The organism is Streptomyces odontomachi (assembly GCF_024435355.1).
GTDB classification, from domain to species: Bacteria; Actinomycetota; Actinomycetes; order Streptomycetales; family Streptomycetaceae; genus Streptomyces; species Streptomyces odontomachi.
The window spans coordinates 285,992-311,075 of record NZ_JAMJWG010000008.1 but is presented as its reverse complement, the minus strand read 5'-3'; the positions used below and the strand labels follow the sequence as shown (position 1 = coordinate 311,075).

Sequence of the window (25,084 nt, the reverse complement as noted above, 5' to 3'; positions counted from 1 at the left end):
CCACACCGCGCCCCGGAGCCGCCTCACGCCTGGGCCACGCCCCCGTCCTGCACCGGCACCCCCATGACTTCCCGTGCATGCCGCCCTGGCACCATGCGCAGCTGCCAGGCCTGCCAGCCGGCGTCCAGGTCGACGCCGCGGTCCAGGAGCACGGCGTAGGCGGAGACGCAGTCCTCCAGCTTGGTGTCACGGGCCGGGTGTGCGGCGCGCTCCAACTGGGACAGCTCCTCCTGGGCGACCGCCGTGCCGATCTCCACGCCGCCCGGAGAGGCGTACGGCAGCAGGGTGCAGCGCAGGAAGCGGGCCCAGTCGGCGCCGCGCCGGTCGCCGTACGAGCCGAACAGCTCGGCCGCCTCGTCGCACAGGGTGAGCGCCTGCACCGCGCGGGCGTTGCCGGCCTCGATCACCGCCAGCTCCAGGCAGCTCCACGCCTCGCCGTGCGCCACACCGACCCGCCGGAAGTCGGCCCGCGCGTCCGCCAGCAGCTGGCGCGCGAAACCGCTGTTGCGCAACGAGCCGGTCTGCGCCGCCCGCAGATCACGCGTCACCCGCGCCGAATGGTGCCGGGCACAGGCAAGACCGTAGACGTCACGCATCCGCGAGAACATCGACCGCGCCCGCTCCAGGTCCCTTATTGCCTGGTCCAGGTCGCCCGTCTCCTCCTGCGTCTGGCCCAGGTAGTACGCGGTCCAGGCCTCGCCGCGGGCGTCGCCGGTGTCCGCATGCCGGGCCGCGGCCTGCCTGAGCCGGTCGAACGCGGCCGGGGCGTCCCCGTCGACCAGCCGGGCGCGCCCCAGCTGGGTCAGCGTCCAGGCCTCGCCACGCCGGTCGTGGGCGCGCCCGTACGCGTCGAGCGCGGCGTCGAACTCCGCTTCGGCGCCCGGTACGTCCCCCAGCCGCAGCCGGCACTGCCCCAACTGGAAGAACGTCCACGCTTCGCCGTGCGGCGACTCGTTGGCGCGGTGCAGCGCGAGGGCCATGCCGAGCTTGTCGACGGCCTCGGCAAGCCGGCCACGGTCCCGTAGCACCGCCGCGAGCGCGTGCAGCGTCCAGCCGCGGTCACCGCCCAGCGGCTCGGCGGCCTGGAGGCCCAGCGCCTCCCGCAACTTCTCCTCGGCACCGGTCAGATTCCCCTGGTGGTGCAGGGTGATCCCGAGCGAACCGAGCGCACGGGCGGCCGCCGCCTCCTCGCGCGCCTCGAAGTACGAGTCCACCACCGACGTCAACGTGCTGCGCGCGGTGTCCAGGTCGCCGACCTGGCGGGCCGCGATACCGGTGCGCCACTGCACACTGCGCCCGAGCAGGCTCCGGTCGACGAGGTTTGCTGCGCCTTGCGCGGCTGCGGGGCCGGGCCTGGCTGTGGTGCCTGGCCCGGCTGGGATGCCCGATACGTGAGCTGGTTCCGCTCCGGCTTCCGCTCCCGCTTCCGTTGCCGCCTCCGCTTCCGCTCCTGTTTCCGGTCCCGTTTCCGGTCCCTGAGCCCTGCGCGCGGCGCTCGAGCTCTCCCCCGTGTACGCAGGGGCGGCTCCGAGCGCGCGTCCCGGGGAGCCGGCGTGCAGGGCGGCGCCGGCCTGCGCCAGCTCGTTGATCTCGCCGAGGCGGTACAGGTCGCCGCGGAGCAGGCAGTAGTCGCACAGGGCACCCAGCAGGCGCAGTACTGCCGCCTGGTTCACGTCGTCCGCGTGCCACAGCGCCGCCGTGATGAAGCTGGACTCGTCGTCCAGCCAGCGCAACGCCGCCTCCAGGGACGGGAAGCCGTGCGGTCCGATCGCGTCGGCGTGGAAGGCGGCGTCCGCCCGGGTCGACGTCTTGCCGTCGACAAGGCGGATCACCGAGTCGGCGAGTTCCGCGTAGTTCACGATCAGCCGCTCCTGCGCGGCAGTGCGCTCCGCGGGCGGCTCCTCGTCGCGCAACCGTGCCCGCGCGAAAGCGCGTACGACGGTGTGCAGGCGGTAGCGGCTGCCACGCACCTGGTCGAGCAGGCCGGCCCGGGACAGCGCCGTCAGCTCCCGCTCCGCCTCCGCCTCCGCGGTGCCCAGCAACGCCGCCGCCGCCGCGCCGCCCAGCGACGCCCGACCCGCCAGCGCAAGCCGGCGCAAAAGGCGGCGGCCGGTCTCCGGCAGGTCGCTGTACCGCAGCCACAGGGCACGCTCGACCGGGTCCACGGGCCCGTAGGCGCCAAGGTCGTCGGCCAGTTGCTTGGCCGAACGCGGACCGAGGGCTGAACCCGCGATACGCAGCGCGAGCGGCAGCCCACCGCACAGCTCCCGCACCCGGGCGCACGCCCCCGCGTCCCACAGGACGGGGCCCGGCGCCGCGTCGTCGTCGACGGACGCACGCAGCAGTTCCTCGGAGCTCGCTGCGTCCAGCGGCGGCACCGGCAACTGGTGCACCCAGGCCGGCAGGTCGTCGGGCAGGGCCAACGGCTCCCGGGCGGTGACCAGCACCAGACTCTCGGAACGCTCCGGGACCAGCGCCCGCACCTGCTCGACGTCGTGCGCGTCGTCGAGCACGATCACCACGGGCAGGCCGGTCAGATGCTGCTGGTACAGCTCGGCAAGCCGGCGCAACTGGCCCTGCTGGTCCTGCGCGGGGCGCTCACGGAACAGCAGGTGCTCGCGGGGCGCTCCAAGCCGGTTGAGCAGATGCAGCAGGGCGTTACGGGTCGACAGCGGCACGGCCCGGGACGCGTCGGAAACGGGACCAGACCCGGCACCGGGTCCGGCTCCGGGAACGGGACCAGACCCGGACCCGGACCCAGACCCGGACCCGGACCCGGCGGGACCATGGCCCCGCAGGTCCACCACGCATGCGCCACGGAACTGCTCCTTCAACGCGACCGCGGCGCGCAACGCGAGCGTCGTACGGCCCGATCCCGGATCGCCGTGCAGTACCACCACCGTCGGTCGGGTCTGCGGCGCCGCGCGCCCCGCGTGCACCCACTGCGCGATCTGCGCCAGCTCCTGACGACGCCCCGTGAACGCCCCGCTGTCGTCCGGAAGTTGCGCGAATGACCGCTGTAGCACGGTGCGTCGCCGTGCCTGCGCACTCTTGTCCGTACGGCGCAGCGCGGGTGCCGTCCGTTTCGCGGCGCCGGTGGCAGCGGTGAGCATGCGCTGCTGGTCGATGAAGGGGCGGATGCCGCGTACCTCCAGGGCGGTCAGCCAGGCCAGGCGCAGCTGCTCGACACCGCCGGGCCGGCCCTGCGCGCCCGCGTGGCGGTTCTCGGCGGGCAGGTGTGCCGCGGTCACCTTGGCGAACGTGGTCGCCGCCCCCACCACGGCGACGGTCACGCCGACGCCGAGCGCCGTGCCCTGGCCGGTGCCCGCCGTGACGTCCGCGACATAAGCGGCGACCGCCGTCGTTGCCGTGACCAGCAGCGGGGTCGCCGGCTTCTGCGCCGCGAAACGGCGCCCGAAGGTCAGCCGGGCGGCCTGTGCTTCGTCGAGCGCCCGCGTGTACGCGGCGTACTCCTCGGCGGCCGGTGCCGCCAGGCTGGCGAACGCCTCGCGCGCCCGCCCCAGCAGCACCTCCTTCTCGACACGGCCGCCGGACCGGCGCGCCTCCTCCTCCACCGCCCGCACCAACAACCGGTCCGCATCGGCCCGATGCTCCTCGCGCATGACATACCCCCTGTCGCCCGCACGTCTGAAGACCAGTGTCGTGCGCGGGCACGCAGGACGCGAGGGTACGGTGCCCGCGCGCCATGCCACGGATCCCACCGGAACTACACACTCCGGTTCTATCCGTTCCTCACCGCCGTGGCGGGTCCGCACGCCACCGGCACCATGCGCAAGGATTGACGCATGCCGAACCGACTCGCCCAGGAAACATCCCCCTACCTCCTCCAGCACGCCGACAACCCGGTCGACTGGTGGCCGTGGTCCCCGGAGGCGTTCGAGGAGGCACGGCGCAGAGAGGTCCCGGTGCTGCTCAGCGTCGGATACGCCAGCTGCCACTGGTGCCATGTGATGGCGGGGGAGTCCTTCGAGGACGAGCAGACGGCCACCGTGATGAACGAGCACTTCGTCAACATCAAGGTCGACCGCGAGGAGCGGCCCGACGTCGACGCCGTCTACATGGAGGCCCTCCAGGCGGCCACCGGCAGCGGCGGATGGCCCATGACGGTCTTCCTGACGCCGAGCGGTGAGCCGTTCTACTTCGGGACCTACTTCCCGCCCACCGCCCGGCACGGCATGCCGGCCTTCACCCAGGTCCTCCAAGGCATCGCCCAGGCCTGGGACGAGCGACGCGACGAGGTCTCCTCCGTCGCCGAGCGCATCGTGCAGGACCTCGCCGGACGCGAATCCGTGTACGGCGCATCGGCACAGGGAGGGCCGCCCGGCGCGGAGGACCTGGCGCAGGCGCTGCTCGGCCTGACCCGTGACTACGACGCGCGCAACGGCGGCTTCGGGCGGGCGCCCAAGTTCCCGCCGTCGATGGTGATCGAGTTCCTGCTGCGGCACCACGCCCGCACCGGCTCCGAGGGCGCCCTCCAGATGGCCGCCGACACCTGCTCGCAGATGGCACGCGGCGGCATCTACGACCAGCTCGGCGGCGGCTTCGCGCGGTACTCCGTCGACGGCGAATGGCACATCCCGCACTTCGAGAAGATGCTCTACGACAACGCCCTGCTCTGCCGCAGCTACGCCCACCTGTGGCGCGCCACCGGCTCCGAGCTGGCCCGCCGGGTGGCCCTGGAAACCGCCGACTTCATGATCCGCGAACTGCGCACCGACGAGGGCGGGTTCGCCTCCGCGCTCGACGCCGACAGCGCACTGCCGGACACCGGACAGCACGTCGAGGGCGCCTACTATGCGTGGACGAAGGCGCAGTTGCGGGACGTGCTCGGTGACGCGGACGCCGAGGTCGCCGCCGACTACTTCGCGGTCGGCGACGACGATGCGTTCGAGGTCGCGGGTGAGCCGGCTGCCGTGCTGCGGCTGGGCGACTCCGCGGAGACGGGCGTGTTCGACGCCGAGCGGATCGCCTCCGTGCGTGAGCGGCTGCTCGCCGCGCGCCGCGAGCGGCCGGCGCCGGGCCGGGACGACAAGGTGGTGGCGGCCTGGAACGGCCTCGCGGTCGCCGCGCTCGCCGAGACCGGTGCGTACTTCGACCGGCCCGACCTGGTCGAGGCCGCCGTCGCCGCGGCCGATCTGCTGGTCAGCCTGCACCTGGACGACCGGGCCAGGCTCGCCCGCACCTCGAAGGACGGCCGCCGGGGCGCCCACGAGGGCGTGCTCGAGGACTACGCCGACGTCGCCGAAGGCTTCCTCGCCCTGGCGTCGGTGACCGGGGAGGGCTCCTGGCTGACGCTCGCCGGGGTCCTGCTCGACCAGGTGCGGGGGCGTTTCACCGGTGAGCACGGGGATCTGTTCGACACCGCGGAGGACGCCGAACGGCTCATTCGGCGTCCGCAGGATCCGACGGACAACGCGGTGCCGTCGGGCTGGACCGCGGCGGCGGGGGCGTTGCTGTCGTACGCCGCGCACACCGGTTCCGCCCCGCACCGCGAGGCGGCCGAGCGTGCGCTTGCCGTCGTCCAGGCGCTGGGGCCGCGGGTGCCGCGGTTCGTCGGGTGGGGGCTTGCGGTGGCGGAGGCGGCGTTGGACGGGCCGCGGGAGGTCGCCGTCGTCGGGGCGCCGGACGACGGGGATGCCGCGGTGTTGTGGCGGGCGGCGTTGTTGGGTACGGCGCCCGGGGCGGTCGTCGCGTCCGGGGGGCCGGACGACGACGAGTTTCCGCTTCTTGCGGGGCGGCCGCTTGTGGGTGGGCGGTCTGCGGCGTACGTGTGTCGGCGGTTTGTTTGCGATGCGCCGGTCACTGACGTGACGCTTCTCCGTGACGCCCTCGGCCCACGTGACTGACCCCGTGGTTGCCCCACTGGGGGCTTTGCCCCCAGGCCCCCCTTGTCGGCCTTGACGGCCTCGTCCTCAATCGCCGGACGGGCTGTTGATTGCGCGGCGTGTGCCGGTGCGCTGGTGCGCGTTGGCGAGTGCGGGTGCGCCTGTGGCTGGGGTCGCCTTCTGTTTCGTTGTGGGTCGGGGGCGTGGGGGATGTACGTGCTCGGCCGGCGCGATGATCGTGGACCGTCAGTTCACCGGCACTCGGCGGCGGTCCTGCGCGCGCACATCCCCCACGCCCCCTCCCGTCTCGTACGCGACCTGCACCCCGGTGGGGGCTTGCCCCATGCCCGTGGGGGCGACACCCCGGAAGGGGTGGAGGAAGGAAAAGAAGGGTCACCGGGGGAGAGCCGCGAGTGAGACGGGAGGTGTCGTGGGGGTATGTGCGCGCGCAGGACCGCCGCTGGGTGCCGTGAACTGACGGTCCAGGGCAATCGCGCCGGCCGAGCACGTACATACCCCCGCGACACCGACCCACCCACCCCACCGAACGCGGCCCTTCGGCACCCAGGACAAGCGGCCCTTCGGCGCCCAGGACAAGGGGACACCGCCCCTACCCCTCTGTGGACGGGGGCACCCCAAACCTTCTGTGGGCAGTCGTTCCGCAGGGCGGAACGGGTGGGCACAGGCCACGACGCACGGTCACGTGCAACGGCACCGGGCCCCCGGACGAACGGCGTAGCCGCACCGTACGGTCACGTGAACGGTTCCGGGCACTCGGACGAGCCGCCCAGCCAAACCCCACGGTCACGTGCGACCCGGGCGACCCGGACGAACAGCCTGGCCGCGTCGTGGGCAGCGTGGGACCAGGGGTCACCCGGGATCGCCGTGGCAACCCATGGCCGCCTCGACGATGCGCTCGAGGCGGTCGTGGTGAGCGCCCCGCCAGTACACCCGCCCGCACGCCGTGCACTGGGCAAAGACGTCGTACGTGCGTTGGGTGCCGTGCTCGAGGAGGTCCGCGACGTCGTCTTTGGGGGTCTCTTTCAGCTCGCCGTTGCACGCGGTGCAGCGGGTCCACGGTCGTAGCTCGGGTGCGAAGCGGCCGAGCACGTCGTGGAGCTGGTCGTCCGGCTTGTCGCTGTAGACGTATCCGCCGGCGAACAGCTCACGGCGCCGCAGCAGACCGCGGTCCCGGCTGAGCATCACGCGCCGTTCCGCGGCGGAGCGACCGGCCAGCGCGGCGTCGCCGATGTCGGTCGATTCGTACGCCGTGTCCACCCCGAGCAGTCGCAGTCGACGCGCCAGCGTGCCCAGGTGGACGTCGAGGAGGAAGCGGAGGGGGGCGCCTTCGATGCGCTGGGGACGGGTGACCGTCCGTACCCGTACCGATTCGCCCGCGGCCGGGACGTGCGACCTGGCCGCCGGGTGCCCGTTCACCAGTAGCTCGCCGACCTCGGTCAGCGGCACCCCGAGCGATTCCACGACGTGGCCGAGCGAGGAGACACCGTCGGTGACCAGCGCCGTGGGTCCTCGCCGGCGTGCCTGCGGTACGAACAGGTCCAGCTCGGGGGCGAACTCGATGTGGATCTCGGGACCGTTCACGGGGCCAGGATGTCACGCGGGTGGGACGGATTTCACCGTGTTTCGGTGGGCCGGGACCACCCCGGCCCACCGCCGTCACGCGTGCTGGTAGGCGACCAGCGAGATGCCCACGTAGTGGACGGCGAACGCCGCGAGCGTGAAGGAGTGGAAGACCTCGTGGAAGCCGAACCAGCGCGGTGACGGGTTCGGCCGCTTGATGCCGTAGACCACGCCGCCCAGGCTGTAGAGCAGCCCGCCCACGAGCACGCAGAGCAGTACCGCCACGCCCCCTGTGCGCAGGAAGTCCGGCAGGAAGAAGACGGCGGCCCAGCCCATGGCGATGTAGCACGGTGTGTAGAGCCAGCGCGGGGCGCCGACCCAGAAGACGCGGAAGATGATGCCGGCCGCCGCGGCGCCCCATATTCCCCACAGCAGCCAGGTGCCCTTGCCGTCGGGCAGCAGCAGCAATGTCAGGGGGGTGTAGGTGCCGGCGATGATCAGGAAGATGTTCGCGTGGTCGAGGCGGCGCAGGATGCGGCCGGTGCGCGGGCCCCAGTTGCCGCGGTGGTAGAGCGCGCTCACTCCGAACAGCAGGCAGGCCGTCAGGACGTAGATCCCGCAGGCGATGCGGCCGCGCGGGGAGTCCGCGAGGGCGGTGAGGACCAGCCCGGCGATCAGTACCGCGGGGAACATCCCGGCGTGCAACCAGCCACGTAGCAGGGGCTTGACCTGCTGGGGCAGCTGGGCCATCTGCTGCGGCAGCGAGGGCGCCGACACCTGGGCAGAGGACGTCTCGGAGTCGGCGCTGGCCGGGTCGGTGGATGCGTCGGGGACGGGCGCAGTCATGCACGGCATGGTACCTACGCCTCCGTAAGTCGTGGATCAAGTGAGTGTCAGGGGGAGGCCAAGGCTGTGCCGGGGGGGTGGGTGTGGAGGGTGGATGCCGGTGGGGCGTGGTCAGGGTCACGGTGCTCATGTGTGAGGCCCTCTGGACAGATGGGCGATCACGGCGCAGGATCAGATGAGAGCGGTCGGGTCCAGATGAGCGATCGTGCGGGGGTGTGCATGCTCGTGCGGGGCATGTGCGGCACGAGCAGCCGGGATCCGGGCCGCGGCTTTGACGGCAGGGCCATCACTCACACAACCCTCATTTAGGAGCAATCGTGGCGCGCGATGCTGTGCTCTCCGGTACGGGTTCCCGTACCTCGGACACCGTCCGGACCCCCGAGCCCACTCCGGCTTCCTCCGCCCGTCCCGGCACCGCCTCCGCCACACCCCCGACCGGCCACCGCGGCCTCACCGCCTGGGTCGACGAGATCGCCGCACTGACCCAGCCGGACCGGGTGGTCTGGTGCGACGGCTCCGAGGCCGAGTACCAGCGCCTGTGTGAGGAACTGGTCGAGAAAGGCACGTTCAAGAGGCTCGACCCCGTCAAACGCCCGCACTCTTACTACGCGGCCTCCGACCCCCGGGACGTCGCCCGCGTCGAGGACCGCACGTTCATCTGCTCGGAGCGCGAGGAGGACGCGGGGCCCACCAACCACTGGATGGATCCCGCTCAGATGCGGGACGTCTTCCAGGGAAGCGGCGGCCAGGGAGGCCTCTTCCGGGGGGCCATGCGCGGGCGGACGATGTACGTGGTGCCGTTCTGCATGGGGCCGCTCGGCTCGCCGCTCTCCGCGATGGGCGTGGAGATCACCGACTCCGCCTATGTGGCGGTCTCCATGCGGACCATGACCCGGATGGGGCGGCCGGTGCTGGACGCGCTCGGTGCCGACGGTGCCTTTGTCAAAGCCGTGCACACCGTTGGCGCCCCGCTTGCCGGCGGTGAGTCGGACGTGCCCTGGCCCTGCAACCCCACCAAGTACATCTCGCACTTCCCCGAGGACCGCGAGATCTGGTCGTACGGCTCCGGCTACGGCGGCAACGCGCTGCTCGGCAAGAAGTGCTACGCCCTGCGGATCGCTTCGGTGATGGCGCGCGACGAGGGGTGGCTTGCCGAGCACATGCTGATCCTCAAGCTGACGCCGCCCCGAGACGAGGCGGCGGACCGCAGGTCCTCGGTCGAGGGTGGTGGTGGGCGACGGGCGGGCGCCACATACGTGGCCGCCGCATTCCCGTCGGCCTGTGGCAAGACCAATCTCGCCATGCTGGAACCGAGTGTTCCGGGTTGGACGGTCGAGACCATCGGTGACGACATCGCCTGGATGCGGTTCGGTGACGACGGTCGGCTCTACGCCATCAACCCGGAGGCCGGGTTCTTCGGCGTCGCCCCCGGTACCGGCGAGCACACCAACGCCAACGCGATGAAGACCCTCTGGGGTAATTCAATCTTCACGAACGTCGCTCTGACCGACGACGGCGACGTGTGGTGGGAGGGCATGACCGAGGAGCCCCCGGCGCATCTGACCGACTGGAGGGGCAACGACTGGACGCCGGCCTCCGACACCCCGGCCGCCCATCCGAACGCCCGCTTCACCACGCCCGCCGCCCAGTGCCCGATCATCGCGCCGGAGTGGGAGGACCCGAAGGGCGTGCCGATCTCGGCGATCCTCTTCGGTGGCCGGCGCGCCACCGCCGTGCCGCTGGTCACCGAGTCCTTCGACTGGGCGCACGGCGTGTTCCTGGGCGCGAACGTGGCTTCCGAGAAGACCGCGGCGGCCGAGGGCACGGTCGGCGAACTGCGCCGCGACCCGTTCGCGATGCTGCCCTTCTGCGGCTACCACATGGGCGACTACATGGCCCACTGGATCGATGTCGGCCGCTCCTCCGTCGAGCGGGAGGGCGACGAGTCCCGGCTGCCGAAGATCTACTACGTCAACTGGTTCCGGAAGAACGACGAGGGCGCGTACGTCTGGCCGGGCTTCGGTGAGAACAGCCGAGTGCTGAAGTGGATCGTGGAGCGGCTCGACGGTCAGGCCGACGGCGTCCGCACCCCGATCGGCGTGCTGCCGACCAAGGAGGCCCTGGACACGGACGGTCTGGATCTCTCCGGTCCGGACCTCGACCTCCTGCTCACCGTCGACTCGGAGGCCTGGCGCCGGGAGGCGGCCCTCATCTCCGACCACCTCGACACGTACGGCGCCCACACGCCGAGCGAGCTGTGGGACCAGCACGAGGCCTTGGTCAAGCGCCTGGGCTGAGGGGGCGGCACCGACGTGAAGGGCTCGGGGCGGACGGGATGGACCGTGTGGTGCACCGTCCCGGGCCCCGTCGGAGACGGCGACCCTTCCTTGGTGCAGACTCAGGTTTAGACGAAATCTAAGCTAGGATGGTTTCCTGTCTAGGCACGGGAGCCCCCATGTACGAGCCGATCCGCCACAAGTCGGTGCACACGGTCGCCGGTGCCCGCGCCGACTTTCCGCATCGCACGCGCGAGGAGGAGCTGGACATCCAGCTGGCCGGCCATCTGGCCGCGCTGCTCGCCGTCATCGATGAGATCCGTGCCGTGGCCCCGGCCGCGGAGCTGGACGCGGCGGGTCGGCGGTTGGTCGCCCAGGTGTCCCGGTTGCGCTCCGGCGGGCCGGTGGCTCGGGCGACCCTGCCATCGGTCGACGGCATGGACGCCGGCGCCGACGTCACGGGTGAGGACGAACCTCAGGCCCGGATCGTCGCGCTGCACCGCCGCGCGCACGACCTGGCCGGGCGCGCGCTGGTGGTGGCGGCGTCCCGAGCGGACACGGCCGCGGCGATCCTGGCCGCGGAGTGCATGGACCTCCATGCGGCCGGTGGCCGTACCACCGAGGACGCGCAGCCCCAGGTGGCCGCGTCTCTCTAGTGGGCGCCTCCCTGTAGCGGGCGTTTCCCTCTGGTCGGAGGCGGTGGTTTCGTTATGCCTGCCCGTAGCCGTCGAGGAACGTGCCGATCCGTGTCACCGCGTCCGTGAGGTCCGCCGCCGTCGGCAGGGTGACCACGCGGAAGTGGTCGGGCTCGGGCCAGTTGAAACCGGTGCCGTGCACCACCATGATCTTCTCGGTGCGCAGCAGGTCCAGCACCATCTGCCGGTCGTCCTTGATCTTGAACGCCTTGGGCTCGAGACGAGGGAAGAGGTAGAGCGCCCCCTTCGGCTTCACGCAGGTGACGCCGGGGATCTGTGTCAGCAACTCGTACGCGGTGTCGCGCTGCTCCTTGAGCCGGCCGCCGGGCAGCACCAGGTCCTGGATCGACTGCCGTCCGCTGAGCGCCGCGACCACGCCGTGCTGGCCCGGCATGTTCGCGCACAGGCGCATGTTGGCCAGGATGGTCAGACCCTCTATGTACGAGTCGGCGTGCGCCTTCGGGCCGGAGATGACGAGCCAGCCGACCCGGAAGCCGGCCACGCGGTAGGCCTTCGACATGCCGTTGAACGTGAGCGTGAGCAGGTCGGGCGCGACGGCCGCGGTGGGGGTGTGGGTGGCGCCGTCGTAGAGGATCTTGTCGTAGATCTCGTCGGAGCAGACCAGGAGGTTGTGCCGGCGGGCTATGTCGGTGAGCCCGCGCAGCATCTCCTCGTCGTAGACCGCACCGGTCGGGTTGTTCGGGTTGATGATCACCAGCGCCTTGGTGCGGTCGGTGACCTTGCGCTCAATGTCGGCGAGGTCGGGCATCCAGTCGGACTGCTCGTCACAGCGGTAGTGCACCGCGGTGCCGCCGGACAGGGAGACGGCGGCCGTCCACAGGGGGTAGTCCGGGGCCGGGACCAGCACCTCGTCGCCGTCGTCGAGCAGGCCCTGCATGGCCATCACGATCAGCTCGGAGACGCCGTTGCCGATGAAGACATGCTCGACGTCGGTCTCGACGCCGAGTGTCTGGTGGTGCATGACCACCGCACGGCGGGCCGCGAGCAGGCCCTTCGCGTCGCCGTAGCCGTGCGCGTCGCCGAGGTTGCGGAGGATGTCCTCCAGGATCTCCGGCGGGCACTCGAAGCCGAAGGCCGCCGGATTGCCCGTGTTGAGCTTGAGGATCCGGTGACCCGCCGCCTCCAGACGCATCGCCTCTTCGAGAACCGGGCCCCGGATCTCGTAGCAGACATTGGCGAGTTTCGTGGATTGGATCACCTGCATACCGCAACTTTACGGGCGCGTAACGAGGTGCGCTCCGTCTTGTGTGCCATGTCACGGATGGGCTGGTGTGTGGCCGAGGTGAATCGGCGCCGGTCACGCGCCCGCGCTGCGCCGGCTTCGTGAGCCGCCATGCGTACGCCCGTTCGGGTGCCGGGTGCCGGGTGCCGGGTGCCGGGTGTCGGGTGTCGGGTGGTGCCGGGTGTGCAGGGGCGTGGGCGTCGCCCGGTCGGGCCGGGCCTGCTCGCCGGCTAGGCCTGCTCGTACTGGATTCCGCGGTACTGCGCACCGTCGTGCCGCCCGCCGGCGTACGGCATACCGCCGTACGGTGCGCCGCCGTACGGAGCCCCGTCGCGCCGGGCCTGCTCGTGGCGGGTGCGTTCGTGGGCCGCGAGGGCGGGGTTCAGGTGGTCGTCGAGGAGGCGGCGTAGCTCGTCGGCGAAGGCGGGGTGGGCGTCGACGAGCTGTTGCAGATGCAGCCGCCAGGCGCCCGCCAGGGCCTGCTCGGTGTCGGGATCGTGATGCTCCCGGGCGGTCAGCACCTGGGTGCGCAGGCTCTCCAGCTCGGCCGCGATGTGGTCGGCGCGATCGGGGCGGGTGCGGCGCCACACGGCCACCGTCGCGGCCCGTGCCTGGTGCCAGGCGTCCGTGGCCATCGCGCCCACCAGAGCGGTCCCTGCCGACCGAGCGATCGGGTCCATTCCACTCCTCGGAGTTCCCTGGAGGTCCCTGGCGCGGCTAGTGGGGCCTGACGCATGCCGCCGGCGAAGCGGCCACCCCGCACGCCGTCGCCGACTGTAGGCCGCCCGAGCGAACAGGATCGGAAGGCGGCCCGGATTGTGGCCGAATACCAACCCTCGTTGGCGTAACCGACGCGACCGACGAACCAGAACACGGCACTCCGGCTCTCCCGCCCTCGGGTTCTCGAGTCTTTCTCGGCAGCCCGGAGGCCCCTGTTAGCTCATGTGTTCGAAGATGTGCGACGCTGGAGTCATGTCGGTGCACCTCCAGGGCTCGCTCTTCGATCAGGACGATCACGCCCGGCTCGGCTCGCTGGGCGCCATACGCCGCACCGTGCTCGGTGACGGCGCCTGGATCGACCTGTTGCCGGGCTGGCTGACCGGCGCCGACGCGCTGTTCGAGCGGCTCGCCCGGGACGTGCCGTGGCGCGCCGAGCGCCGCAGGATGTACGAGAACACGGTGGCCGTGCCCCGTCTCCTCGCCTTCTACGACGACGGGGATCCGCTGCCCGATCCGGTGCTGGACGACGCGCGGGCGGCGCTCACCCGGCACTACGCCGACCAGCTGGGAGAGCCGTTCGTCACGGCGGGGCTGTGCCTGTACCGGGACGGTCGCGACAGCGTCGCCTGGCACGGCGACCGCATCGTCCCCCACCGCCTGAAGGGCGTGGGAGGTGCCCCCACCGGGGACAAGGAGGACACCATGGTCGCGATCCTCTCCCTGGGGACGCCACGCGATCTGCTGCTCCGGCCGCGCCGCGGCGGGAGCTCCCTGCGGCGACCGCTCGGGCACGGCGATCTGATCGTGATGGGCGGCTCCTGCCAGCGGACGTGGGAGCACGCCGTTCCCAAGAGCGTGCGGGCGGCCGGACCCCGTATCAGCGTGCAGTTCCGGCCGCGTGGGGTGCGGTGAGAACGTCCGGCTGTAACGCCCCCGTTATGGGTGCCGTGCCAGGCTGTCGGGGTTCACGGGCCGTCAGGCGGGTGAGCGGAGAGCCGGAGAGGTGGGGGAAGTCGCCGTGCGGGTGCTCGTCGTCGAGGACAGCGTGGAGCTGTTGGAGATCGTGGCGCAGGGACTGCGGGAGCAGGGCTTCGCGGTCGACGAGGCGCAGGACGGCGCGCAGGCGCTGGAGATGATCGCCGTCAACCGCTACGAGGTCGTCGTCCTGGACCGCGACCTGCCCGTCGTGCACGGCGACGACGTGTGCCGCGCGCTGGTGGCGGAGTGGGGATCGGCCGCCGGCGGCTCCGGCGCGGCGGGAGGGCACACCAAGGTGCTGATGCTCACCGCCGCGTCGACCATCGACGACCGTGTGGCGGGGCTGAACCTGGGCGCCGACGACTACCTGCCCAAGCCGTTCGCCTTCGCCGAACTGGTGGCACGCATCCAGGCGCTGGGCCGCCGGGCGCAGCCCGCGCTGCCTCCGGTGCTCACCCATGGCGACGTCACCGTGGACACCGCTCGCCGTACCGCCTCGCGCGCCGGGCGCGCCCTCGCGCTCACCGGCAAGGAGTTCGGGATGTTGCAGGTCCTGCTCGGCGCGCGCGGTGCGGTCGTCACCAGTGAGGAGCTGCTGGAACGGGTATGGGACGCGCACACCGACCCCTTCACCAACACGGTACGGACCACCCTGTCACGGCTGCGCCGCAAGCTGGGGGAGCCGGAGCTGATCGAGACGGTCACGGGCGCGGGGTACCGCGTGCGGTGACCGGGGCCCCGCCGCCCGGAGCTGCGCCGCCCGGAGTCGCGCCGCTCGGTGCGTCGTCGCTCGGCTGGGCTGGGCGGTTGGCCGAGCGGCTGCGGATGCCCGGCTCGTTGCGACTGCGGCTGACCGCGGTCTACGGCGGGCTGTTCCTGATCGCCGGCACCGTGCTGCTCGCCATCACCTACGGCCTGGTGGCCCAGCAGATCAGCCGGGCCCCGGCCGCCCGGCTGCCGGACGCCGACCGGTTGGAACGGCTCCGGGAGGGGCTCGGCATGGGCTCGGGGCTCGACCTGGAGTCGCCCTTGCAGGCCATCCGGGAGGCGCAGCAGACCGAGCGGGCCAACGCCCTGCACGAGCTGCTCACCCAGTCCGCCGTCGCGTTGGGCATCACGACGTTGATCGCGGTCGTGCTCGGCTGGCTGCTGGCGGGGCGGGCGCTGCGGCCGCTGCGCGAGATCACCGCCACGGCCCGGCGGCTGTCCACGCACAACCTGGACGAGCGGATCGATCTCGAGGGGCCGGCCGGGGAGCTGAAGGATCTCGCCGACACCTTCGACGGCATGCTGGCGCGGCTGTCGGCCGCGTTCGAGGCGCAACGGCGGTTCGCCGCGAACGCCTCGCACGAGTTGCGCACCCCGCTGACGGTGCAACGCGCCGCCATCGACGTGGCGCTGGCCAATCCCACGCAGGAGTCGCTGAAGAACATGGCCGTGCGGCTGCGGGCCGCCACCGAGCGCCATGAGCACGTGATCGAGAGCCTGCTGACGCTCGCCCGCAGCCAGTCCGGTGTGGCGCGGCGCCAGGACGTCGACCTGGCCGCCGCGGTGGAGGGGGCGCTGGCCGGTGCCGAGACGGAGATACGTGACCGTGGCCTGAGCGTGCGACGCAGCCTTGCGCCCGCCACGCTGCTCGGCGACGCCGTGCTCGTCGAACGGCTCGCCGTGAACCTGGTGCAGAACGCGGCGCGGCACAACGTCGACGACGGGTGGATCAGCGTCGAGACCGGCGTGACGAGCGGCGGTGACACCCGGTCGGTCACGCTGCTGGTGAGCAATTCCGGGCGGCAGCTCCCGCAGGAGAGGGTCGCGGAGCTCTTCCAGCCGTTCCGGCGGCTGGCGCCGGACCGCGTGGCCCCCGCACGCTCGGGGTACGGCGGGGAGCCACGCGGCGACTCGGGGCGGGGCACCGCGGGTGCGGTGACCGCGGCTGCGCCGGTTTCGGCGCCGACGGCGGGTCCGGACGTTTCCGTGGCGCGGGAGAAAGGGGAAACGGGGGCCGGTACGGGGAGTGCGTCGGGGGTTCGGGCGGCACCCGGACATGCGGAGGGTGTCAGGGTGCCACCCGAGTCCGGGGTGGCCGCGCGGGCCGGCTCGTCGTCAGGGTCGCCGGCCCGCGCGGCGGGATCGGCGGGCGGTGCGAAGCCGCCCACGGGGGTGGGGCTCGGGTTGTCGATCGTGGCGGCGATCGCCGCGGCGCACGGGGGGACGTGCACGGCACGGGCCCGGGAGGACGGTGGGCTGGAGATGTCGGTCTCCCTGCCCATGGGGTCCCGGTGACCATGGGTTCCCGGTGAGGGCGGCTCATTCGACGGCGTGCGGGTCAGCTCGCCCTTGTGCGGGTAGGAAGCCGGCCCCGCCGCGGGGATGCCCGACCGCGTGTGTCAGGCATCCCCAGGCGCAGCAGCCTGCGTCAGGCGTCCCCAGGCGTGCGTCAGGCACCCCCGAGCGTGCGTCAGACGCCCGCGGCCGTGTCCGTCGCGCCCGAACCGGCGGAACCGTCGGACGACGAGGTGCCGCCGCCGAACATGCCGGACATGCCCGGGCGGTCCTTCAGCTTCGGCAGGCCGCCGAACTCCTTGCGGAACTTGTTCCGCAGGTCGTCCAGGTCCTTCTTGTCGAGGTCCGAGCCGAACCGCTTCCGGAGCTTCTCGCCGACGCCCTTGGTGATCGACGTCGCCGGGTCGCTCAGGGTGCGGGCCGTCCGGGTGTCGCCGGCGCGGTCGCCGGCGATCAGCACGGAGTCGCCGGTCTTCACGTCGGACGCCTTCGCCTTGGCGGACTTCTCCGTGGTGATGGAGGTGTCCTTCGTCAGCTTCCAGACCCAGGTGGTGCCGTCCGCGCTCTTCACCGTGACGCTGGAGCCGGACGCCGAGGTCACCTTGCCGGTCTGCTCGTCCTTCGTGGTGATCTTGCCGGTCTTCGGGTCCTGCATCACCTGCTCGCTGTGCAGCACCTTCGGCAGGTCCGAAAGGTCCGGGCCCTTCTCGCCCTTGGAGCCCTTACCGGAGTCCGAGGAGCCCTGGGACGACGCTACCGGGCTGGCGCCGTGGGTCGAGGCGCTCGCTGTCGCGGCGAAGGCGATCCCGCCCGCGCACAGCACGGTGGCTCCGGCCAGGGCCAGAGTCCGCTTGTTCATGGCGCATCCTCTCTTGTGGTTCGGATGGCACCATCATGAACCGGCCCGCCTAACACGGGTGTTACGCCCGGTGCACACCTGTGCCCGTGAAGGCGGCGCCGCGCACCGACCGCCCCGCCAGCACGTCCGTGCGCTCCCCGTCTTCGATCACGAAACGCCCGTCGATCAGCACGTGGGGGATGCCGACGGGGGGCGTGCGCGGCGCGTCGAACGTGGCGCCGGCCGCGACCGTCTCCGGGTCGAAGAGCACCAGGTCGGCGCGGTATCCGGGGCGCACCAGACCGCGGTCGGGCAGGCCGAGCCGGGCGGCGGCACGTGCGGTGAGGTGGGCGACGCACTCCTGAAGGCTGAGGACGCCCAACTCGCGCACGTAGTGCCCGAGATACCTGGGGAAGGTGCCGTAGGCGCGCGGATGCGGCTTCGCGCCCTGGAGGATGCCGTCCGAGCCGCCGGTGTGCACCGGGTGCCGCATGATCTGCCGCACGTTCTCCTCGTGCCCGACGTGCTGGAGGATCGTCGGGCCGAGCCGGTCGTCCAGCAGCAGCCGGCGTGCCGTCGCCCAGGGTGGCTCGCCGTGGTCGGCCGCCGACTGCCGTACGGTCCGCCCGACGTGTCCGGCGAGTGCCGGGTCCTGCACGCCCGAGATCTCGATGGTGTCCCAGTCGATCGGCACGCCGTGGCAGCCGTCCGAGCCGAGCACCTCCATGTGGTGGCGGATCCGCTCGGCCACGGCGTCGTCCCGCAGCCGCTCCAGGACCGCCTCGGGGCCGCCCGCGCTCGCCCAGCTCGGCAGCATCGCGGCGAGCGTGGTGCTGCCCGGGGTGTACGGATAGGTGTCCAGGGTGATGTCGGCGCCGTCGGCCAGGGCTCCGTCGAGGAGCGCGAGCAGGTCGGGGGCGCGGCCCTCGTTCACGTCGAAGTTCATGGTGGCGTGGGCGAGGTGGAGCGGGCAGCCGGCGGTGCGCGTGAGGGCCACCATCTCCTCGTACGCCTCCAGGGCGCCTGCGCCGTACGAGCGGTGGTGCGGGCAGTAGTAGCCGCCGTACCGGGCGACGACGCGGCACAGTTCGGTCAGCTCGGCGTCCTCGGCGTACATGCCGGGGGTGTAGGTCAGCCCTGACGACATGCCGACCGCGCCCTCGCGCATCCCGTCGGCGACCAGGCGCCGCATGTGCGCCAGCTCGTCCGGGGTGCACGGGCGGTCCTCCCAGCCGACGGCGAGCATCCGGACGGTGCCCTGCGGGATCAGGTACGCGGCGTTGACGGCGATGCCGGCGCCGTCGAAGCCGTGGTCGAGGCGGTCCAGGTACGCGCCGACCGAGCGCCAGGTCGGGTCGATCGCCGGGTCGCTGCGAACGTCGCCGTTCCAGCCGGCGATCGCCCGGCCGACCTCGGCGAGGGTGCGGTCGTCGACCGGCGCGTACGACAGGCCGTCCTGGCCGATGACTTCGAGGGTGACGCCCTGGGCCACCTTGGCCCGGTGGTCAGGGTCACGCAGCAGGGCGAGGTCGCTGTGCGCGTGCATGTCGATGAAACCGGGCGCCAGGGCGAGGCCGGCCGCGTTCAGTGCACGACGGCCGGAGATGCGCGGTTCCCCCGCGCGCCGGATCTCGGTGATCCGACCACCGGTCAGGCCGACGTCGGCCCGGTACGGGGTGGTTCCGGTGCCGTCGACGACGAGCGTGTCGTGGATGACTAGGTCCATGGGCTGTACCTGCGCCTTTTCCGTCCCGGAGGGGTTGTTTGCGTCGTTGCCGGACCAGCGGCGGGTGGCGGTTGCCCGCGCAGTTCCCCGCGCCCCTCAGCAGGCGCCTTCGGCGCCATCCCTGGACCGGGCGCGCCCCGGCGCACCCATAGGGGCGCGGGGAACTGCGCGATCAGCCACGACGTGACCGTCGGGTCGGCACCGTCCCGGAGGGGCAGTACCTGCCGTGCCCGGCCCACCGGCCGCCGACGCGTTCGGCACGCCCCACCAGACGGGGAGCGGCGTGAGCCGCAGTTCAGAAGAACGTGCGGATGTAGTCCGTAACGGTCCCGTCCGCCGCGACCAGCGGAATCAGCTGCCACTTGTCGAACGACGTGCAGGGGTGCGACAACCCCATGCCGACCCAGTCCCCGACCTGGAGCTCGGCGGAGCCGGACCCCGCCCCGCCGGTCCGCAGCCACGCGTGCTGGTCGGACAGCTTGTGCACCGTGATGCCGGACGCCGCCCGCTGCTCGCCTCCGCCTGCGTCCCGCACCACCTGCACCATCGGCAGGTCCAGGTCGTACGCGGCGTCCCGCTTGCCCGCGTTCAGGAACGCCTGGTCGGCCGCGGGGCGCGACACCACCTGTGCCCACAGCCGGAACGCCGGGTGCAGCGCGCCCTCCTCGGGGACCCGGTTGAAGGGCGTCACGTCCTGGTAGTGGCCGTCGTCGTGCGACACGTAGGCGCCGGATCGGAGCAGCTTGAGTACCGGCAGGGACAGTTCGCCGATCTCCCCGAAGACGTCCGCCACGGCGTCGAACCAGGCGCTGCCGCCCGCGCTGACCACGATCTCGTCGGGTCCCGCCACGCGGCCGGCGCCGTCCGCGAACCGCCTCGCCCGGTCGAGGTCGGCGGCCAGTGCGGTGAGCCGGCGCAACCAGGCCCGCACCCGCTCCGGTGAGGCGCCCGGCACCTCGCCCTCGTAGCCGGCGACGCCCACGAGGCGCAGCGTTTCGACGGCGGCCACCGCGTCCGCGATCGCCATGCAGTCCGCCTCCGTGCGGGCGCCGGTGCGCGCCCCCTCGCCGGCGCCCAGCTCGACGACGACGTCCACGGGACGTGCGGTGCCGTCCAGCGCCGCGGGGGTACGCCGGAGCGCGGCGTCCATCAGCTGCACGCCCCGTACCGAGTCGACGTAGCAGATGAAACGGAACCCGGGGTCGGCGGCCAGCTCGGCGGAGAGCCAGGTCAGCGCCGCCGCGTCGACCAGCTCGTTGGCGAGGAAGACGCGCGGCACGCCGAAGGCGCGGGCCACCCGCACCTGGTGCGGCACGGCGAGCGACATGCCCCATGCGCCGTGCTGGATCTGGCGGGCGAAGAGCTGCGGCGCCATCGAGGTCTTGCCGTGCGGTGCGAACGACAGGCCGTGCCGCGTGGAGTACGTCTCCATGAGCGCCAGGTTGTGCTCCAGGCGCTCCGCGGAAAGGGTCAGGACGGGGGTGGTGAAGCCGCCCGTGAAGAGGTTCCGGCGCTGCGCCGCGAGCTCGCCGACGGTCAGGCCCTCGGCGTCCGGCGGCAGACCGCGGAAGCGGTGGTCCACGCGCTCCTCTGCCAGCCGGGCGGCGGCCGCGGTGACCGGGGCGGCGAGGTCGGCCGCCCGTGCCGGGCCGGTCGGGTGCGCCTGGCCCGCATCCTTGCGGGCCGCCGGGTCGGGTCGGCCGGTGGGACGGTCTGCGGCACGGTCTGCGGGGCGGTCGGACGCCATGGACCCTCCTGACTGTTGCATTATGTGCAACATGCGTTGCGTATGTCGCTTACAGCTGTCTAACATCCCAGGCACGCCGGGTCAACGGAGCCGTACGACCCGCCGGCGCCGCTGGGCCGCCCCCAGCCGTCAACCAGCCGACCAGCAAGGAGCCCGATCCCCGTGACCGCCTCCACAGCCGCGGTCCCCGACCCCGTGGACACGGGTGAGCCCGGCACCGTCCCGTCCCGACCGGCACCGCCGGCCGACCACCGACGACCGGAGCAGGGCCCCCGAGCGGGGCAGGGCGCCCGACCCGGGCCGGGCTCCGGAGCAGCGCAGGGCCACCCGCGAGCCACGGCGGGCCGCCCGGCCGCCACCGGCGCGGACGCCGACCGGTTCGACGTGGTCACCCTCGGCGAGTCCATGGTCACCTTCCTGCCCTCCAGGCCAGGCCGCCTCGCCGACGTGCCGTCCTTCGAGCGCGCCATCGGCGGAGCCGAGTCGAACGTCGCCTGCGGACTCGCCGCCGCCGGGCACCGCGTCGCCTGGGTGAGCCGGGTCGGTGCGGACGGGTTCGGGGAGTACCTGGTCGACACGATCGGCTCCTACGGCGTCGACACCCGCGCGGTCCAGCGCGACCCGCAGCGCCCCACCGGCATCTACTTCAGGACCGCGGGCGAACGGGTCCTCCAGCCGGCGCAGGAGCCCGCGCAGGAGCCCGCAGAGGGGTCCGCGCAGGAGTCCGCGAGGGAGCCGGTGGACGGGTACGCGGCGGGTGGCGCATCCGATGCCGCCCCGGGGGGTGCGACGGATGCCGCCGCGGGCGGTGCGACGGACGCCTCCGCGGTGCTGCCCGCGGCAGCGGCCTCCGAAGTCGTCTACTACCGTGCCGGGTCGGCCGCCTCCGCCATGTCGTGCGCGAACATGCCCGCCGACGTGCTGCGCTCCGGCCGGGTCCTGCACCTCACCGGGATCACCGCCGCCCTCTCCCCGGACTGCCGTGCCCTGCTGCGTGATCTGACCGGCCGGGACGTCGGCCGGGACACCGACCGGGATCGGGTGCACCGTCCGCTGCTCTCCTTCGACGTCAACCACCGCGTGGGCCTGTGGCGCGCCGGCGACGACCCCGGTGACGTGCTGCGTGACCTGGCCCGCCGCTGTGACGTCGTCTTCGTCGGCGACGACGAGGCGCATGCGCTGTGGGGCGTCACGGGCGGCCCCGACGCCGTCCGCGCCGCACTCCCCGAGCCCGGTGTCCTCGTCGTCAAGCAGGGCTCCACCGGCGTCACCGTCTTCCACCACCCGGAAGGCGCCGAAGGCGCCAAGGACACCCAAGACACCGAAGGCGCCAAGAGCACCCAAGACACCGAAGGCGCGGGGGTGCCCCCGCCGCCGGACACCGTCACCTTCGTGCCGGCCCTGCGTGTGGACGTGGTGGCCCCGGTGGGCGCCGGAGACGCCTTCGCCGCCGGGTTCCTCTCGGCCACCCTGCGCGGTCTGCCGGTGCGGGACCGGGTCCGGCACGGGCACCTGACGGCCGCCGCCGTCCTGACCGTCCCCGGTGACCTCGCCGCCCCGCCCACCCGCGCCCAGGCCGACCGGCTGGCCGCACTCGACGCCGCCGGATGGGCCGCCCTGCACCTCGCGCCGGGCTGGACGGGCACGCCTCCCGTGCCCGGCACCGCGTCCGCCGGCCCCGAGGGCCCCGACAGCCCCGTCCGGGAGGTGGACGCCCCATGAGCCAGACCGTGGACCGTGCGTTGAGCATCCTGCCGCTGCTCGCCGAGGGGCCCGCCGACCTCGGCAGGGTCGCCGAGCGCCTCGGCGTGCACAAGTCGACGGCGCTGCGCCTGCTGCGCACCCTGCACGAACACGGGCTGGTGTACCGCCAGTCCGACCAGCGCTACCGCCTCGGCGCCCGACTCTTCGCGCTGGCCCAGCAGGCCGTGGAGAGCCTGGACATCCGGGAGATCGCCCACCCCCACCTCGTCGCGCTCAACGAGAGTTGCGGCCACACCGTGCACCTCGCCGTCCACGAGGAGGACGAGGTGCTGTACATCGACAAGGTGGAGAGCCGGTACCCGGTCCGCATGTACTCGCGGATCGGCAAGCCCGTCGCCCTCACCGTCGCCGCCGTGGCGAAGCTGCTGCTGGCCGACCTGCCCGAGTCGGAGCGGCGGGCCCTCGCCCAGCGGCTCGACTACCCCCAGTACACGCCCCGCTCGATAGCCGGTCCCGACGCCTTCCTGAAGGAGCTGGCGACCGTGCGCGAGCAGGGCTGGGCCACCGACCTCGGCGGCCACGAGGAGTCCATCAACTGCATCGCCGCGCCCATCACCGGCGTGGCCGGCCGCGCCGTCGCCGCCATGTCGGTCTCCGCGCCGAACGTCATCGTGACCGCCGAGGAACTCCTCACCCTGCTGCCGCTGGTGCGCCGCACCGCGGAGGCGATCAGCCGGGAGTACTCGGGGCACCCGGGTCCCGACCCGGCCTCGCCCCGACGAGGCGGCCCATCGACATCGACAGGGGGTACGAGGAAACCCGCGCACGACCCCCACTAGAGGCCCCGAAGGCTTTCTCCGGAACCCTTCACCGAGAACCGAACCCCACCAAGGACAGCTCATGACCGAGAAGACCGCGCTCACCCCCGCGACCCACACCGCCCCGCCCGCGAAGTTCTCGCACGGCGTCAAGAAGGGGAACATCCTCCAGGTGGCCGGCCAGGTCGGCTTCCTGCCCGCCGTGGCGGGCCAGCCCCCGACGCCGGCCGGGCCCACCCTGCGCGAGCAGACCCTCCAGACCCTCGCCAACGTCAAGGCGATCCTCGAAGAGGGCGGCGCCGGCTGGGACGACGTGATGATGGTGCGCGTCTACCTGACGGACGTCGACCACTTCGCCGAGTTCAACCAGATCTACAACGAGTACCTGGACGGCCAGGACCTCAAGGCGCCTCCGGGTGCCCGTACGACCGTCTACGTCGGCCTTCCCGCGGGCCTGCTCGTCGAGATCGACGCGCTCGCGGTGCTCGGCTGACCGACCGCACGAGGCCCGTGACGCGGCCGTGGCCCGGGTGTCCGGCATCCGTTCCACGGCCGCGCCGTGCGCCTGGCCTGCCCGGCTGTCGCGAACACAGGTTCGTCGTCCATACTGCCCGCCGTGGAGCAGCGCAAAGATCTGAAGATCCAGCCAGTGCAGGTCGCCTCGACTGATCCTGCGTTCATCACCGGCCTCATGCCTTCCGGCCCTGACGAGTCGAAGGACTCAGCGGAAGACACCGGTGGGAGTGCTTCCCAGGTCGAGCGGGACGACGCGGCCACGGCCGCGGACGTCAATGACACCAGCGCCGAGGGCGCGGCCGACGACACCGACGCCGAGCACGCCGCCGACGCCGATGCCGACGAGGACAAGGGCGCCACCGCGGAATCCGAGGACTCCGCCGACGCCGACGCCAAAGCCGACTCCGAGGCCGATCCCGACAAGCCCGTCTTCGAGGCCCTTGACCACCGCGGTTCGATCACCATCGACGCGGCGGGCGTCCAGTTCGCGCTGGACGACCAGAAGGCCGAGTGGCGGTGGGACGAGGTCGCCGCGATGGAGCACGAGACGTCCCGTTTCGGGCGCCGGCTCACCGTGACGGTCCACACCCCGGACCGCCGCTGGTACCCGAACGAGGTACAGGCTCCGAGCAAGGCCACTCTCAAGAAGTGGACGACCCTGCTCGACGAGATCCTGGACGTCTACTTCCCGGACGAGGAGGAGGCCGAGGAGGAGCCCGTCAAGGACTCCGCCGAGGACTCCGAGACGTCGGCGGAGTCGGCGGAGTCGGCGGAGTCGGCGGCGGAGACCACCGAGGCCGAAGCCGAAGCCGAGGCAGACGTCGAGGCCGGAGCTGAGACCGAGGCTAAGGACGAGGACGAGGCCGAGGCCAAGTCCGAGTCGTCCTCCGACACGAAGCCCTCCGACACGAAGCCCTCCGACGCCAAGTCCGCTGACGACGAGTCCTCGGACGAGAAGTCCGCCAAGGACGACACCGTCAAGGACGAGCCGGCCAAGGAGAAGCCCGCCGCCAAGAAGGCCTCGCCCCGGAAGGCCACGGCCAAGAAGAGTGCGACGGCGAAGACCGCCGCCAAGAAGGAGCCCGCGAAGGCCAAGTCCACCACCAAGGACTGACGCCGCCCGCCCAGGGGCCCCGAGCGCCGTATCCCCTCCGGGGGACGCGGGGCTGCGAGCGGGGCCACCGCTGGAGGACTTCCCGCGTCCTTGCGGACGGGGGGAGCCCACCGTGCAGTGGGAGAGCGCCAAGCCCCGACGCACCGGCAGGTC

17 protein-coding genes and 1 pseudogene are annotated in these 25,084 nt (G+C 72.5%); 10 read left to right on the top strand and 8 right to left on the bottom strand.

Annotated features, from left to right (window positions below; genetic code table 11):
- Nucleotides 1-23: 23 nt before the first annotated feature.
- Nucleotides 24-3,623, bottom strand: a complete 3,600-nt coding sequence (locus NQO67_RS19100; protein WP_255951252.1) for a tetratricopeptide repeat protein — start codon at nucleotides 3,621-3,623, stop codon at nucleotides 24-26.
- Between the two features lie 183 nt (nucleotides 3,624-3,806).
- Between NQO67_RS19100 and NQO67_RS19095 the strand changes: the two genes are divergently transcribed.
- Nucleotides 3,807-5,867 (top strand): thioredoxin domain-containing protein, encoded by a 2,061-nt coding sequence (locus tag NQO67_RS19095; RefSeq protein ID WP_255951251.1) that lies wholly within the window; start codon nucleotides 3,807-3,809, stop codon nucleotides 5,865-5,867.
- Nucleotides 5,868-6,716: 849 nt separating this feature from the next.
- On the opposite strand, the gene NQO67_RS19090 is transcribed toward NQO67_RS19095, so the two are convergent.
- The gene (locus NQO67_RS19090) at nucleotides 6,717-7,448 is read right to left on the bottom strand and encodes a Mut7-C RNAse domain-containing protein (protein WP_255951250.1); all 732 of its coding nucleotides are present in this window, start codon (nucleotides 7,446-7,448) and stop codon (nucleotides 6,717-6,719) included.
- Between the two features lie 75 nt (nucleotides 7,449-7,523).
- Nucleotides 7,524-8,273: a PAQR family membrane homeostasis protein TrhA gene (trhA, locus tag NQO67_RS19085; protein WP_374119030.1), complete on the bottom strand. Its 750-nt coding sequence runs from the start codon at nucleotides 8,271-8,273 to the stop codon at nucleotides 7,524-7,526.
- 317 nt (nucleotides 8,274-8,590) lie between these two features.
- On the opposite strand from trhA, the gene NQO67_RS19080 reads away from it, so the two are divergent.
- Together NQO67_RS19080 and NQO67_RS19075 are read left to right on the top strand one after the other, a co-directional pair.
- Nucleotides 8,591-10,570 carry a phosphoenolpyruvate carboxykinase (GTP) gene (locus NQO67_RS19080; RefSeq protein WP_255951248.1) on the top strand — a complete coding sequence of 660 codons (1,980 nt, stop codon included), beginning with the start codon at nucleotides 8,591-8,593 and terminating at the stop codon, nucleotides 10,568-10,570.
- Between the two features lie 158 nt (nucleotides 10,571-10,728).
- Entirely contained in the window at nucleotides 10,729-11,205 is a 477-nt protein-coding gene (locus tag NQO67_RS19075; RefSeq protein WP_255951247.1) for an SCO4983 family protein, read from the top strand.
- A gap of 52 nt (nucleotides 11,206-11,257) precedes the next feature.
- Here NQO67_RS19075 and NQO67_RS19070 read toward each other — a convergent pair whose 3' ends face one another.
- The gene (locus tag NQO67_RS19070; protein ID WP_255951246.1) at nucleotides 11,258-12,469 is read right to left on the bottom strand and encodes a pyridoxal phosphate-dependent aminotransferase; all 1,212 of its coding nucleotides are present in this window, start codon (nucleotides 12,467-12,469) and stop codon (nucleotides 11,258-11,260) included.
- A 248-nt stretch (nucleotides 12,470-12,717) separates the two neighbouring features.
- Nucleotides 12,718-13,167, bottom strand: a complete 450-nt coding sequence (locus tag NQO67_RS19065; RefSeq protein ID WP_255951245.1) for a hypothetical protein — start codon at nucleotides 13,165-13,167, stop codon at nucleotides 12,718-12,720.
- A 292-nt stretch (nucleotides 13,168-13,459) separates the two neighbouring features.
- On the opposite strand from NQO67_RS19065, the gene NQO67_RS19060 reads away from it, so the two are divergent.
- The 3 genes from NQO67_RS19060 (at nucleotide 13,460) to NQO67_RS19050 (ending at nucleotide 16,468) form a co-directional block, all read left to right on the top strand.
- A complete protein-coding gene (locus NQO67_RS19060; RefSeq protein ID WP_255951244.1) occupies nucleotides 13,460-14,119 on the top strand; it encodes an alpha-ketoglutarate-dependent dioxygenase AlkB in 660 nt (219 codons plus the stop codon).
- A gap of 106 nt (nucleotides 14,120-14,225) precedes the next feature.
- Nucleotides 14,226-14,915 (top strand): response regulator transcription factor, encoded by a 690-nt coding sequence (locus NQO67_RS19055; RefSeq protein ID WP_255951313.1) that lies wholly within the window; start codon nucleotides 14,226-14,228, stop codon nucleotides 14,913-14,915.
- Entirely contained in the window at nucleotides 14,912-16,468 is a 1,557-nt protein-coding gene (locus NQO67_RS19050; RefSeq protein WP_308295675.1) for an ATP-binding protein, read from the top strand. Before NQO67_RS19055 ends, NQO67_RS19050 begins: the two co-directional genes overlap by 4 nt.
- A 175-nt stretch (nucleotides 16,469-16,643) precedes the next feature.
- On the opposite strand, the gene NQO67_RS19045 is transcribed toward NQO67_RS19050, so the two are convergent.
- From NQO67_RS19045 to NQO67_RS19035, 3 genes and pseudogenes are all read right to left on the bottom strand, one after another.
- Nucleotides 16,644-17,327, bottom strand: coding sequence for a hypothetical protein (locus tag NQO67_RS19045; RefSeq protein ID WP_255951243.1), 684 nt, complete (start codon nucleotides 17,325-17,327; stop codon nucleotides 16,644-16,646).
- Between the two features lie 61 nt (nucleotides 17,328-17,388).
- Nucleotides 17,389-19,038 (bottom strand): annotated as a pseudogene (locus tag NQO67_RS19040) (N-acyl-D-amino-acid deacylase family protein); the annotation flags it as partial.
- A gap of 289 nt (nucleotides 19,039-19,327) precedes the next feature.
- The gene (locus NQO67_RS19035; protein WP_255951242.1) at nucleotides 19,328-20,779 is read right to left on the bottom strand and encodes an amino acid deaminase; all 1,452 of its coding nucleotides are present in this window, start codon (nucleotides 20,777-20,779) and stop codon (nucleotides 19,328-19,330) included.
- A 405-nt stretch (nucleotides 20,780-21,184) separates the two neighbouring features.
- Here NQO67_RS19035 and NQO67_RS19030 point away from each other — a divergent pair, with 405 nt between their 5' ends.
- From NQO67_RS19030 to NQO67_RS19015, 4 genes are all read left to right on the top strand, one after another.
- Complete coding sequence (locus NQO67_RS19030; RefSeq protein ID WP_255951311.1) at nucleotides 21,185-22,501, top strand: sugar kinase; 1,317 nt, start codon at nucleotides 21,185-21,187, stop codon at nucleotides 22,499-22,501.
- Entirely contained in the window at nucleotides 22,498-23,322 is an 825-nt protein-coding gene (locus tag NQO67_RS19025) for an IclR family transcriptional regulator (protein ID WP_255951241.1), read from the top strand. Before NQO67_RS19030 ends, NQO67_RS19025 begins: the two co-directional genes overlap by 4 nt.
- Before the next feature lie 61 nt (nucleotides 23,323-23,383).
- The gene (locus NQO67_RS19020) at nucleotides 23,384-23,794 is read left to right on the top strand and encodes a RidA family protein (RefSeq protein WP_255951240.1); all 411 of its coding nucleotides are present in this window, start codon (nucleotides 23,384-23,386) and stop codon (nucleotides 23,792-23,794) included.
- A gap of 123 nt (nucleotides 23,795-23,917) precedes the next feature.
- Entirely contained in the window at nucleotides 23,918-24,931 is a 1,014-nt protein-coding gene (locus NQO67_RS19015; protein ID WP_255951239.1) for a hypothetical protein, read from the top strand.
- The last annotated feature ends 153 nt before the right edge of the window (nucleotides 24,932-25,084 follow it).